Origin of the sequence: Kitasatospora sp. NPDC059646 (genome assembly GCF_042734615.1) — a bacterium.
GTDB lineage: Bacteria > Actinomycetota > Actinomycetes > Streptomycetales > Streptomycetaceae > Kitasatospora.
Genome location: NZ_JBHWDS010000096.1, coordinates 1 through 11426 on the forward strand (window position 1 = coordinate 1; position 11426 = coordinate 11426).

Annotated in this window: 12 protein-coding genes; 5 read left to right on the forward strand and 7 right to left on the reverse strand. The window is 75.4% G+C overall.

Annotated elements, in window-relative coordinates; translation table 11 throughout:
* The first annotated feature begins 138 nt into the window (after positions 1-138).
* Entirely contained in the window at positions 139-2682 is a 2544-nt protein-coding gene (locus ACFV1L_RS35845) for an ATP-binding protein (RefSeq protein ID WP_380374369.1), read from the forward strand.
* Positions 2679-3353: a response regulator gene (locus tag ACFV1L_RS35850; RefSeq protein WP_380374371.1), complete on the forward strand. Its 675-nt coding sequence runs from the start codon at positions 2679-2681 to the stop codon at positions 3351-3353. The genes ACFV1L_RS35845 and ACFV1L_RS35850 overlap by 4 nt, the downstream gene beginning before the upstream one ends.
* On the opposite strand, the gene ACFV1L_RS35855 is transcribed toward ACFV1L_RS35850, so the two are convergent.
* Complete coding sequence (locus tag ACFV1L_RS35855; protein WP_380374373.1) at positions 3341-3928, reverse strand: phosphatase PAP2 family protein; 588 nt, start codon at positions 3926-3928, stop codon at positions 3341-3343. The genes ACFV1L_RS35850 and ACFV1L_RS35855 overlap by 13 nt on opposite strands.
* Positions 3925-5247, reverse strand: a complete 1323-nt coding sequence (locus ACFV1L_RS35860; protein WP_380374375.1) for a diacylglycerol/lipid kinase family protein — start codon at positions 5245-5247, stop codon at positions 3925-3927. The genes ACFV1L_RS35855 and ACFV1L_RS35860 overlap by 4 nt, the downstream gene beginning before the upstream one ends.
* Before the next feature lie 69 nt (positions 5248-5316).
* On the opposite strand from ACFV1L_RS35860, the gene ACFV1L_RS35865 reads away from it, so the two are divergent.
* Both ACFV1L_RS35865 and ACFV1L_RS35870 read left to right on the forward strand, forming a co-directional pair.
* Positions 5317-5988 carry a response regulator gene (locus tag ACFV1L_RS35865; protein WP_380374378.1) on the forward strand — a complete coding sequence of 224 codons (672 nt, stop codon included), beginning with the start codon at positions 5317-5319 and terminating at the stop codon, positions 5986-5988.
* Complete coding sequence (locus tag ACFV1L_RS35870; protein WP_380374380.1) at positions 5985-7082, forward strand: sensor histidine kinase; 1098 nt, start codon at positions 5985-5987, stop codon at positions 7080-7082. Before ACFV1L_RS35865 ends, ACFV1L_RS35870 begins: the two co-directional genes overlap by 4 nt.
* A gap of 66 nt (positions 7083-7148) precedes the next feature.
* Here ACFV1L_RS35870 and serS read toward each other — a convergent pair whose 3' ends face one another.
* From serS to ACFV1L_RS35885, 3 genes are all read right to left on the reverse strand, one after another.
* Complete coding sequence (gene serS / locus ACFV1L_RS35875; protein WP_380374383.1) at positions 7149-8444, reverse strand: serine--tRNA ligase; 1296 nt, start codon at positions 8442-8444, stop codon at positions 7149-7151.
* A gap of 88 nt (positions 8445-8532) precedes the next feature.
* Complete coding sequence (locus ACFV1L_RS35880; RefSeq protein ID WP_380374384.1) at positions 8533-9327, reverse strand: alpha/beta fold hydrolase; 795 nt, start codon at positions 9325-9327, stop codon at positions 8533-8535.
* A 28-nt stretch (positions 9328-9355) separates the two neighbouring features.
* Complete coding sequence (locus tag ACFV1L_RS35885; RefSeq protein ID WP_380374387.1) at positions 9356-9550, reverse strand: DUF4287 domain-containing protein; 195 nt, start codon at positions 9548-9550, stop codon at positions 9356-9358.
* Between the two features lie 144 nt (positions 9551-9694).
* Between ACFV1L_RS35885 and ACFV1L_RS35890 the strand changes: the two genes are divergently transcribed.
* Positions 9695-10597, forward strand: a complete 903-nt coding sequence (locus ACFV1L_RS35890; RefSeq protein ID WP_380374389.1) for a hypothetical protein — start codon at positions 9695-9697, stop codon at positions 10595-10597.
* Between the two features lie 12 nt (positions 10598-10609).
* Here the strand turns inward: ACFV1L_RS35890 and ACFV1L_RS35895 are convergent, their stop codons facing one another.
* Together ACFV1L_RS35895 and ACFV1L_RS35900 are read right to left on the reverse strand one after the other, a co-directional pair.
* The gene (locus ACFV1L_RS35895; protein ID WP_380374392.1) at positions 10610-11053 is read right to left on the reverse strand and encodes an iron chaperone; all 444 of its coding nucleotides are present in this window, start codon (positions 11051-11053) and stop codon (positions 10610-10612) included.
* Positions 11054-11246: 193 nt separating this feature from the next.
* Positions 11247-11426: hypothetical protein (locus tag ACFV1L_RS35900; protein WP_380374395.1), on the reverse strand; the 180-nt coding region annotated here is incomplete at its 5' end.

Below are 11426 nucleotides of genomic sequence, written 5' to 3' on the forward strand. Positions count from 1 at the left end.
GCACCTACCGCCCTGCGCTCAGCCCTCTCACTCCACGCTGCCGCCCGGGCGCGGCGCGCCCCCCCGCCCGCCGCCCCCCCGGGCCCCCCCGGCCGCGTCCCCGACCCCCTTCCGCCCACGACCGCGAGACGAGCCGCCATGCCAGTCGACCCCGCAGCCCAGCCCCCCGGCCGCCGGCGGGGCCGGCTACGGGTCTACCTCGGCGCGGCCCCCGGCGTCGGCAAGACCTACCGGATGCTCGACGAGGCGCACCGCCGCCAGGAGCGCGGCACCGACGTCGTGGTCGGCGTCCTGGAGACCCACGACCGGCCGCGCACCGCCCGCCTGCTCGACGGCCTGGAGCAGATCCCGCGCACCGTGCGGCGCTACCGCGACACCGAGTTCGCCGAACTCGACCTGGACGCGCTGCTGCGCCGCCGCCCCGAACTCGCCCTGGTCGACGAACTCGCCCACACCAACGTCCCCGGCGGGCGGCACGCCAAGCGCTGGCAGGACGTCGAGGAACTCCTCGGCGCCGGCATCGACGTGATCACCACCGTCAACATCCAGCACCTGGAGTCGCTCAACGACGTGGTGCAGAAGATCACCGGCGTGCCGCAGCGCGAGACCGTCCCCGACGAGGTGGTCCGCCGCGCCGACCAGATCGAACTGGTCGACATGGCCCCGCAGGCACTGCGCCGCCGACTGGCCCACGGCAACGTCTACCGGGCCGAGAAGGTCGACGCCGCGCTCGCCAACTGGTTCCGGGTCGGCAACCTCACCGCGCTGCGCGAACTCGCGCTGCTCTGGCTGGCCGGCCGGGTCGACGAAGGACTGCGCGACTACCGGGCCGTGCACAACATCGACCGGGTGTGGGAGACCCGCGAACGCGTGGTCGTCGCCCTCACCGGCGGACCCGAGGGCCCCACCCTGATCCGCCGCGCCGCCCGAATCTGCGACCGCACCGCCGGCGGCGAACTGCTCGCCGTGCACGTCACCCGCAGCGACGGCCTGGCCGGCGCCTCGCCCGGCCGGCTCGCCGAACAGCGCAGCCTGGTCGAGTCCCTCGGCGGCAGCTACCACGTGGTGGTCGGCGACGACATCCCCGAGGCGCTGCTGACCTTCGCCCGGTCCCGCGACGCCACCCAGCTCGTCCTCGGCACCAGCCGGCGCGGCCGCACCAACCGCTTCCTCACCGGCCCCGGCATCGGCGAGACCACCGTCGACCGGTCCGAGGACATCGACGTCCACATGGTCACCCACGCGTTCACCGGCCGCGGCCGGCTCCCCCCGCTCGGCCGCCGGAACTCCCGCCGCCGCACCCTCGCCGGCTACGCCGCCGGGCTCGCCGTCCCCTGGGCGCTGACCGGCGCGCTCTCCCAGGCGCACACCGCGCTGAACCTCACCACCGACGCGCTGATCTTCCAACTCGGCGTCGTCGCCGTGGCGCTGCTCGGCGGCGCGACCTCCGCGCTGCTCGCCTCACTGGTCGCGTCGCTGCTGCTGAACTACTACTTCATCCCGCCGGTGCACACCTTCACCATCGGCGAGGCCAACAACTTCATCGCGCTCGCCGTGTTCGCCGCCGTCGCACTGTGCGTGTCCACCGTCGTCGACCACGCGGCCCGGCAGACCGCCCGGGCCGCCCGCGCCACCGCCGAGGCGGAGACCCTGTCCACGCTGGCCGGCTCGGTGCTGCGCGGCGCCGCCGCCGTCCCCGCCCTGCTGGAACGCACCCGCACCTCCTTCGGCCTGGACACCGCCGCCCTGCTCGTCCCCGCGACCGGCGAGGTGCTCGCCCGCACCGACGCCCCCGCGGCCCCCGACGAGCACCCCGAGACCGTCGAGCTGCCGGTCGGCGCCGACGCGCTGCTGGTCCTCACCGGGCGCCGGCTGCCCGACACCGACCACCGGGTGCTGGCGGTGTTCGCCGCCCACCTGGCCGCCGCCCTGGAACGCGACCGGTTGGCCACCGCCGCCGCCGAGGTCGAACCGATCCGCGCCGCCGACCGGATGCGCACCGCCCTGCTCGCCGCCGTCAGCCACGACCTGCGCACCCCGCTCGCCACCGCCCTCGCCTCGGTCGGCTCGCTGCGCAGCCCCGAGGTCGAGTTCTCCGCCGACGACCGGGCCGAACTGCTCGCCCTCGCCGACGAGTCGCTGGTCGAACTCACCCGGCTGGTCGACAACCTGCTCGACCTCAGCCGCCTCCAGGCCGGCGCCCTCACCCTGCACCTGCAGCCCACCCACCTGGACGAGATCCTGCCGCGCGCCCTCGACTCGCTGCCCCGTCCCGGCACGCCCGTCCACCCCCTCGACCTCGACACCGCCCCGCCGGTCCTCGCCGACCCGCCGCTGCTGGAACGCGTCCTCGCCAACGTCGTCACCAACGCGCTGCGGCACAACGCACCCGGCGCACCCGTCCTGGTCACCGCCTCCGGGCACGCCGACCGGGTGGAGATCCGCGTCGTCGACCGCGGCCCCGGCATCCCGCCCGAGGACCGCGACCGGGTCTTCCTGCCGTTCCAGCGCCTCGGCGACACCGACAACACCACCGGCCTCGGACTCGGCCTCGCACTCTCCCGCGGCCTCGCCGAAGCCATGGGCGGCACCCTCGACGTCGAGGACACCCCCGGCGGCGGCACCACCATGCTGCTCACCCTGCCCGCCGCCACCGAAGCACCCCCCGAGGAAACCCGATGACCCGCGTCCTCGCCGTCGACGACGAACCCCGCCTGCTGCGCACCCTGCGCCTCAACCTGCTGGCCCGCCAGTACGCGGCCGTCACCGCCGGCACCGCCCGGCAGGCCCTCGCACTGGCCGAACAGGCTCCGCCCGACGCCGTCCTGCTCGACCTCGGCCTGCCCGACCGGGACGGCATGGACGTGCTGCGCGCCCTGCGCATGCACAGCGCCGCGCCGGTCATCGTGCTGTCCGGCCGCACCGACCCCGCCGACCGCATCCGGGCCCTGGACGGCGGCGCCGACGACTACCTCACCAAGCCCTTCGTCATGGACGAGCTGTTCGCCCGGCTGCGCGCCGTCCTGCGCCGCCCCGCCCCCGCCGCCGCCCCGCCGCTCGCCCGGATCGGCGACCACACCGTGGACCCGGCCGCCGCCCGCGCCACCGGCCCGGACGGCCCGGTCCGGCTCACCCCCACCGAGTGGCGACTGCTCGGCGTGCTGCTCGCCGCGCCCGGCCGGCTGGTCACCCGACGGCAGATCCTCACCGCCGTCTGGGGGCCCGGCCACGAACACCACAGCAACTACCTGCGGGTCCACTTCGCCGCCCTGCGCCGCAAGCTCGAACGCGACCCGCACCGGCCCCGCCACCTGGTCACCGAACCCGGCCTCGGCTACCGCTACCTGCCCTGACGGCAGCTCACCCGCCGTCCCACGCCCGCCACCAGGCTGCCCGCCACCGTGCCCAGCAGCGCGCCCGCCACCACATCGCCCGGATAGTGCACCCCGGTGTGCACCCGCGAATAGCCCACCGACGCCGCCAGCAGGCCCAACGGGGCCGCCGCCCACGGCAGTTGCGAAGCCACTCCGGTGGCGAACGCGAACGCCGACGCGGTGTGCCCGGACGGGAACGACGCCGACTCCGGCATCGGCACGTGCCGGGCCTGCGGCACCTTCCCCGCCACCCGGTCCGGCCGGGCCCGCCGCGCCAGCGACTTGCCCGCCAGGTTCGCCGCCGCCGACGCCACCGCCACCGACCCCAGCCCCACCAGCGCCGCCCGGCGCGGCGCGCCCGGCACCAGCGCCAGGCCGCACGCCACCGCGATCGACAGCTTCGAGTGGTTCGCGGCCGTCGACAGCCGCCGCAGCCCCTCGTCCAGCGTCGGCGTCGGCGTCGCCGCCACCGCGACGTACACCGCCCCGTCCACCGCCGCCAGGTCCGCCACCACCCGGTGGCCGGCCAGCACCAGCCGCGTCAACGCCTTCACCGCGCACCGCCGTTCGCCTCGACGCGGCCCGCCGCCAGCCGGGCCAGCCGGCGCCACGACAGCGGCGGCGTCGACCGCACCGCACCCGGCCGGTCCCGCGGCACCCGCACCCGCAGCGCCGCCGGCCGGATCACGCACCGCACCGGCACGTCCAGCTCCAGCGCCTCGCCGTCCACCGCCACCGGAATCCTCGCCGTCTCCGCCGTCACCAGCACCTCACGCCCCATCAGCGTCCGCACCGCCTCCGCACTCGTACCACGCAACGCCAGGTCGGCGACCTGCGCCGCGCCGTCCACCCGCACGCCCAGCACCCCCAGCCGCCCCAGGTCCAGCCGCGAACGCCGGCCCGGGTCCAGCAGGTCCCCGGCGTCGTACGGGTTGTTGCTGACCAGCACCGCCTGCGGCTGCTCCAGCACCTCGCCGCCCGCCTCCGCCGTCAGCTCCGCACCCGCGTAGCCCGCCAGCAGGTCCGGCAGCATCGCCAGCACCGTCGACGCCTTGGCGTCCCGGTACTCCGGGTTCTGCACGATCTCCGCGTACGTCCCGAACGACACGTTGTTGACGAACGCCCGGCCCGCCACCTCGCCCAGGTCCACCCGCAGCTCCACGCCGTCCGTCAACGCGTCCAGGCAGCGCGCCGGATCGTTCCGGTCCAGGCCCAGGTCCAGTGCGAAGTGGTTGCGGGTGCCCGCCGACACCACCAGGAACGGCAGTCCGTGCCGGGCCGCGACCTGCGCCACCAGCGCCTGCGTGCCGTCGCCGCCCGCCACCCCCAGCAGGTCCGCCCCGTCCGCCACCGCCCGCTCCGCGAGCTCCGCCACGTCCTGCGGCGCCGACGGGTCCAGCAGCACCACCTCCGCGCCCAACTCCCGGGCCCGCTCCGGCAGCCGGAACTTCTCCACCTTCCCGCCGCCGGACTTCGGATTCATGATCAGCACCGGCCTGCGCGGCCGGGCCGCCTCCCGCTCCGGCATCTCCTGCGCCCCCCGCCCCGCCCGCAGCGCCGCCCGCGCCGGCCACAGGCCCACCGCCCACAGCAGCACCGAGGCCAGCACCCACGGCCACGTCCCCGCCCCGACGTACGCCGCCACCGCGCCCGCCGGAGCCACCGCCGCCAGCAGCACCCCCAGCCAGCGCACCGGCCCGCGCCGCGACAGCGCCCACCACACCCCGACCGCCATCAGCGCCAGCGCCGCCACCCCGACCGCCACCACCAGCGCGCCGCGCAGGCCCGCCCCCGCGGCCAGCACCGCCACCGCCGCCGCCCCGCACCCGATCGCGGCCCGCGCCAGCCACTTCGCCCGCACCACCTCGCCCATTCCCCGACGGTAACGCCCCGTCAGCTGCCCGGCCCGGTACGACGAACCCGCTGTGGCAGAATCCGCCGGGTGACCATCCGGGTACTGATCGCCGACGACCAGGAAATGGTCCGACGCGGACTGCGACGCATCCTCGAAACCCAATCCGACCTCCAGGTGGTCGGCGAGGCCGCCGACGGCCTCGCCACGATCGAAGCCGCCCGGACCCTGCGCCCCGACGTCGCCCTGGTCGACGTGCGGATGCCCCGGATGGACGGCCTGGAGGTCGTCCGGCAGCTCTGCGGACCCGCCGCCGACCCGCCGGTGAAGGTCGTCGTCGTGACGACCTTCGACCTCGACGAGTACGTCTACCCCGCATTGCGCGGAGGAGCCTCCGGATTCCTGCTCAAACGCTCCGGGCCCGCCCTGCTGATCGAGGCCGTCCGCGCCGCGATGGCCGGCGACAGCCTGATCAGCCCCTCCGTCACCGTCCGGCTGCTCCAGCACGTCACCGGGCGCCGCCCCGACGCCGCACCCCCGGCCGAACCGCTCACCGCCCGCGAACGGGAGATCACCCGCGAGGTCGCCGAGGGCCGCACCAACGCCGACATCGCCGCGGCCCTGTTCATCTCGCCCGGCACCGTGAAGACCCACGTCGCGCACATCCAGCGCAAGCTCGGCGTCCGCAACCGGGTCGGCATCGCCATGCGAGCCTTCGAACTCGGCTACCTCACCGACGTCCCCGGCGGCCCGGCCGCATGACCGCCCGGCGCGCCCTCACCGCCGTCGCGGCCGCCTTGCTGCTCCTGCCCGCCCCGTTCGGCCCGTGGAACGCCTGGCTCCCCGCCGTCTGCGCCGCCCTGGTGGTCGCCCTCACCGCGCTGCCCCGCCCGCTCGGCCCGCGCTCGCCAGTCCTCGCCCCCGCCGGAGCCGCGCTGATCTCGCTCGCCGTCGACGCCGGCTACGTCGGCGACGACGGGCTGACCGTGCTGTGGATGCCCGTCGAGTTCGCCGCCCTGCTGGTCCTGGTGGTCCGCTCGGTACGGCACCTGACGATCCGTCGGTCGTGGGCGGTCGGCGCGTTGACCGCCGGCGCCGCCCTGCTGCTGCCGCTGCGCTTCACGCTGCGCCGGCCCGAGCCGCTGGACGCCTCCGTCGCCGGCCTGCTGCTGTCCGTCGTACCGGTCGCCGCCACCCTCGGCGGCGCCCTCTACCTGCGCGGCCAGGACGACCGCCGGGCCCGCGCCGTCCGCGACGCCCGCCGCGAACAGCGCCTGACCGTCGCCCGCGACCTGCACGACTACGTCGCCCACGAGCTCACCGGCATCCTGCTGGAGGTCCAGGCCGCCCAGGTCGGCGCCTACGACCCGGACGAGAACGCCCGGCTGCTGGCCCGCCTGGAGGCCGCCGGGCAGCGCGCCCTCGCCTCGATGGACCGCACCCTCGACACCCTGCGCGCCGACGACGCCGCCCCGCGCCGCCACACCCTCGCCGAACTCCCCGCCCTGCTCGACCACTTCCCCGACCGGCCCGCCCTGCACCACCCCGACGGGCTGCCCGTCCTGCCGCCCGCCGTCGAGGACGCCGCCTACCGGGTCGCGCTGGAAGCCCTCACCAACATCCGCCGCCACGCCCCCGCCGCCGACCGGATCACCGTCGCCCTCGCCCACCGGCCGGGCGCCGGCCTCACCGTTACCGTCACCGACTCCGGGCCCGCCCACCCCCGCGCCCGCCCCGGCGGCGGCACCGGCCTGACCGCGCTGCGCACCCGGATCGCCGACCTCGGCGGCGAACTGACGGCCGGCCCGCACGGCGCCGGCTGGCAGGTGTCCGCGACCCTGCCCACCGGCGCCTGAACGCGCCGACGGCGCGCGGCTCGGCCCGCCGCGCGCCGTCGACTCCGCTGTCGGGGGAGGGGAGTCCTACTCCTCGACCGGGGTGCCGTCGGCCGCGATCCGGGCGAAGCCCAGGTACCTGTGCAGCGCCTTCGGCAGCAGCACCGAACCGTCGGCCCGCTGGTGCTGCTCCAGCACCGCGGCGATGGTCCGGCCCAGCGGCAGGCCCGAACCGTTCACCGTCGCCGCGGGCGTCGGCTTCCCGTTCTCGTCCCGGGTGCGGATGCCGGCCCGGCGGCCCTGGAAGGTGCCGAAGTCCGACACCGAGGAGATCTCCCGGTAGGTGCCCTGGCTGGGCAGCCACACCTCCAGGTCGTACGTCAGCTGCGAGGAGAAGCCGGTGTCGCCGGCCGCCAGCACGACCACCCGGTAGGAGAGCTCCAGCTCCCGCAGGCACGCCTCGGCGTGCGACACCATCAGCTCCATCTGCTCGCGGGCCTGCTCGGCGGCGCAGATCCGCACCATCTCCACCTTCGAGAACTGGTGCAGCCGGATCAGCCCGCGGGTGTCGCGCCCGTACGAGCCGGCCTCCGAGCGGAAGCACGGGGTGTGCGCGGTCAGCGCCAGCGGCAGCTCGGCCGGCGCCACGATCTCGTCCGCGTACAGGTTGGTCAGCGGCACCTCGGCGGTCGGGATCAGGAACAGGTCCCGGTCGGCGACGCCCGTCCGGAACAGGTCCTCCTCGAACTTCGGCAGCTGCCCCGTGCCGGTCATGGTGCGGCGGTTCACCAGGTACGGCACCGCGTGCTCGACGTAGCCGTGCCGCCGGGTGTGCAGGTCCAGCAGGAGCGCGACGATCGCCCGCTCCAGTGCCGCACCGGTGCCGCGCAGCACGCTGAACCGCGAACCCGACAGCTTGGTGGCCCGGCCGAAGTCCATGATCCCCATCGCCTCGCCGAGGTCGACGTGGTCCTTCGGGGCGAAGTCGAACGCCTGCGGTTCGCCGACCCGGCGCAGCTCGGTGGCGTCCTCGTCCGAGAAGCCGTCCGGCGCCTCGTCCGCCGGCAGGTTCGGGACGGTCAGCAGCAGCTCCGTCAACTCCTGCTGGACCGACTCCAGTTCGGCCTCGTTCTGCTGGATCTGCTCCTTCAGCGCGCGGGCGCTCTCCTTCAGCTCCGAGACGTCGCCGCCCTGCTTGGCCGTCCGCTGCACCTCCTGCGCGACCTGCTTCGACCGGGACCGCAGCTCGTCACCGGCCTGGATGCCCGCGTTGCGCCGGGACTGCAGCGCCTCCAGCGCGGACAGGTCGAGCCGGTAGCCGCGACGGGCGAGCCGTCGGACGGCCTCGTCCCCCAGGTCGATCAGGGCGCGGGCATCATGCATCGGAGTCTGCTCCTCGGGACAGCCAGGTGAAGTGCCCCGACGGTAGCAGGGGCGCCGATCGCGCCGCAGTGCCTTTGTCGCCGCCCCGTCAGCCCTTGGCGACGAACTCCGCGAGCACCGGCGCCAGCACCTCCGGGGCCACCTCGTGGGTCTGACCGGCCAGGGTGCGGTACTCGGCGTGCGCGGCGGCGGCCGTCGCCCGGGCCGCGTCCCGCAGCGGCCGCGTGCTGTCCCCGCCGTCCAGCACCAGCACCGGCACGGTCAGCGCGGCCAGCCGCCCGACCGGCACCGGCGCGCCCTCCGCGCCGTCCAGCGCCTCCGCGTCGGTGACCAGCGTCGGCGCGACCGACTCGAGGACCGGCCAGACGGGTGACTGCCGCATCCCGTCGACCATCGCCTCCGGGGCGCCGACGAAGGCCATGAAGCGGGCGACCGCCGCGCCCCGGTCGCCGGCGGCGACGTCCCGCTCCACACCCGCCCGGTACTCCCTGAACCGGGCCCGCTGCTCCTCGGTGGTGCTGAACGGCGGCTCGTACACGGCGACCCGCTCGACGCCGATGCCCGCGCCGGCCGCCCGCAGGGCCAGCGCCCCGCCGGAGGACAGGCCGAACAGGGTCGCGGAACCGCCCGCCGCCGCGACCAGCGCCGCCAGGTCCTCGATCTCCCGCTCCACCGCGTAGCGGTCGGCCGTGCCGCTCTCCCCGCGCCCGCGCCGGTCGTAGCTGAACACCCGGTGCCCGTCGGCGAGCCGGTCGGCGATCCCGGTGGACGGCCCGAACGCGCGATGGCAGAGCGCCCCGTCCACGATCACCACGGCGGGGCCCTCACCCGCCGCCCGGTAGGCGATCCGAGTGCCGTCGGCAGAGGTCACGAACTCGGTCATGGTCGAACTCCTTTGTGCGGTGCGGCGGTCAGCGGGCGAGGGCGTGGGCGACCAGCGCGTTGGCGTGGCCGTGGCCCAGGCCGTGCTCGGCCTTCAGCCAGGCGACCAGCTCCATGTGCCTGGTCAGCGGCGAGCTGCGGATCAGCTCCTGCCAGTCGGCGATCGGCCGCCCGTACTTCTGCTCGATCGAGGGGAAGTAGCTGGCCGGTCCCTTGACGCTCATCCCGGGTTCCTCCGTCACTGCCGTCGTTGCCGTCACAGGAATGGACGACCGACCCCGGCGGAACTCATCGCCCCCGCGAAAACTTTTTCCGCGCCACTCGGCGAACACCGGTCACGGCCCGCCGCGGCCGCCTACGGTCGGGGCATGGCATGGATCGACGACAGCACGATCGAGCGCGCCGCCGACTACCTGTGGACCTCGGGCCGGGTCCTGGAGCAACGGCGCTTCACCCACCTGTTCGACGCCCCCGACCCGGCGGGCGTCCTCGCCGCCCTGGACGCCTACCGCACCTCCGACGGCGGCTGGGCGTACGGCCTGGAACCCGACGTCCGGGGCCCGGCCGCCCAACCGCTGGCCGCCGGCGCCGCCGCCCGCGTCCTCGGCGAAGCCGGCGCGCTGAACGGCCCGCGCGGACAGCAACTCTGCGACTGGGCCGCCACCTTGACCACCCCGGACGGCGGCGTGCCGGCCGTCCTGCCGAGCCTGCGCCGCTACCCGCACCCGCCGTTCGTGCCGGTCGTCGACGACCCGCCGGCCGAACTGCTCTCCACCGGCCAGATCCTCGCCCCGCTGCTGCGCCACGGCGTCCGCCACGAGTGGCTGAAGGGCGCGGAGGAGTTCTGCCGCCGCGCCGTCGAGGCGATCGACACGACCCACCCGTACGAGGTGTTCACCGCCGTCGGCGTCCTGGACGCCTCGCCGGACCGCGCCTGGGCCGCCGAACAGGCCGCCCGACTCGGCGAACTGGTCCGCCGTCAGCAGTTGGTGCTGCTCGACCCGGCCCACCCGGAGCAGGTGCGGCTGGCCCCCGGGTACGCGCCCCGCGAGTACCACCTGCCGCACGACTTCGCGCCCCGCCCGGACAGCCTGGCCCGCGCCTGGTTCTCCGACGCCGAGCTCGAACGCGGCCTGGTCCACCTGGTGTCCGCCCAACTGCCCGACGGCGGCTGGCCGATCAACTGGGCCCGCTGGTCGGACTCCACCGAGCACGAAGCCCGCCCGGGCGTCACCCTCGCCGCCCTGCTCACCCTGCGCGCCTACTCCTGAGGCGGGCCCCGTTCAGCCGACGGCGCGCTTCACCAGCTCGGTGATGCGCGCCGCCTCGGCCTCGCCCAGGTCGGCGACCGCGTAGTACACCGGCCACATGTCGCCGTCGTCCAGGCGGGCGTGGTCGCTGAACCCGATCGTCGCGTACCGGGACTTGAACTTGGCGGCGCTCTGGAAGAAGCACACCGGCTTGCCGTCCTTGTTGTTGTACGCGGGCATGCCGTACCAGGTCTTCGGGGCCAGTTCCGGCGCGACCGTGGTGACGATCTCGTGGAAGCGCTCCGCCAGCACCCGGTCCTCGGCCGGCATCTCGGCGATCTTCTCCAGCAGGTCCCGCTCCGCCTCGGCGGCCTTCGCGGCGGCCGACGCCCGCTTCGACTCCGCCTTCAACTCCTTGGCGCGCTCCTTCATCGCCGCGCGCTCGTCCGCCGTGAAACCCTCGTGCTTCTCCGCCATGGCCGGCTCTCCCGTTCCGCTGTCCCGTTGACGTTCTTCATCGTAGGAACGGGCCCGCCGGTGGGGCTTCTCGGAAACTGATCGGTCCCGGGAAGTCCCGGGAAGTCCCGGGCAGTCCCGGGCAGTCCCGACAAGTCCCGGGAACGACGGAGCCCGGCCCGGGAGTCTCCCGGGCCGGGCCGCCGATCGAAGCTCAGCGGGCCTTGAAGGTCCGCAGCCGCAGGCTGTTGCCGACCACGAAGACCGAGGAGAAGGCCATCGCGGCGCCGGCGATCATGGGGTTGAGCAGGCCGGTCGCGGCCAGCGGCAGGGCCGCCACGTTGTAGGCGAAGGCCCAGAACAGGTTGCCCTTGATGGTGGCCAGGGTGCGGCG

Bases quoted from the DNA above. Each gene is read 5' to 3' on its own strand.
- ACFV1L_RS35845 (WP_380374369.1), top strand. From the start codon at position 139: ATGCCAGTCGACCCCGCAGCCCAGCCCCCCGGCCGCCGGCGGGGCCGG.
- ACFV1L_RS35850 (WP_380374371.1), top strand. From the start codon at position 2,679: ATGACCCGCGTCCTCGCCGTCGACGACGAACCCCGCCTGCTGCGCACC.
- ACFV1L_RS35860 (WP_380374375.1), bottom strand. From the start codon at position 5,247: ATGGGCGAGGTGGTGCGGGCGAAGTGGCTGGCGCGGGCCGCGATCGGG.
- ACFV1L_RS35870 (WP_380374380.1), top strand. From the start codon at position 5,985: ATGACCGCCCGGCGCGCCCTCACCGCCGTCGCGGCCGCCTTGCTGCTC.
- serS (WP_380374383.1), bottom strand. From the start codon at position 8,444: ATGCATGATGCCCGCGCCCTGATCGACCTGGGGGACGAGGCCGTCCGA.
- ACFV1L_RS35880 (WP_380374384.1), bottom strand. From the start codon at position 9,327: ATGACCGAGTTCGTGACCTCTGCCGACGGCACTCGGATCGCCTACCGG.
- ACFV1L_RS35885 (WP_380374387.1), bottom strand. From the start codon at position 9,550: ATGAGCGTCAAGGGACCGGCCAGCTACTTCCCCTCGATCGAGCAGAAG.
- ACFV1L_RS35890 (WP_380374389.1), top strand. From the start codon at position 9,695: ATGGCATGGATCGACGACAGCACGATCGAGCGCGCCGCCGACTACCTG.
- ACFV1L_RS35895 (WP_380374392.1), bottom strand. From the start codon at position 11,053: ATGGCGGAGAAGCACGAGGGTTTCACGGCGGACGAGCGCGCGGCGATG.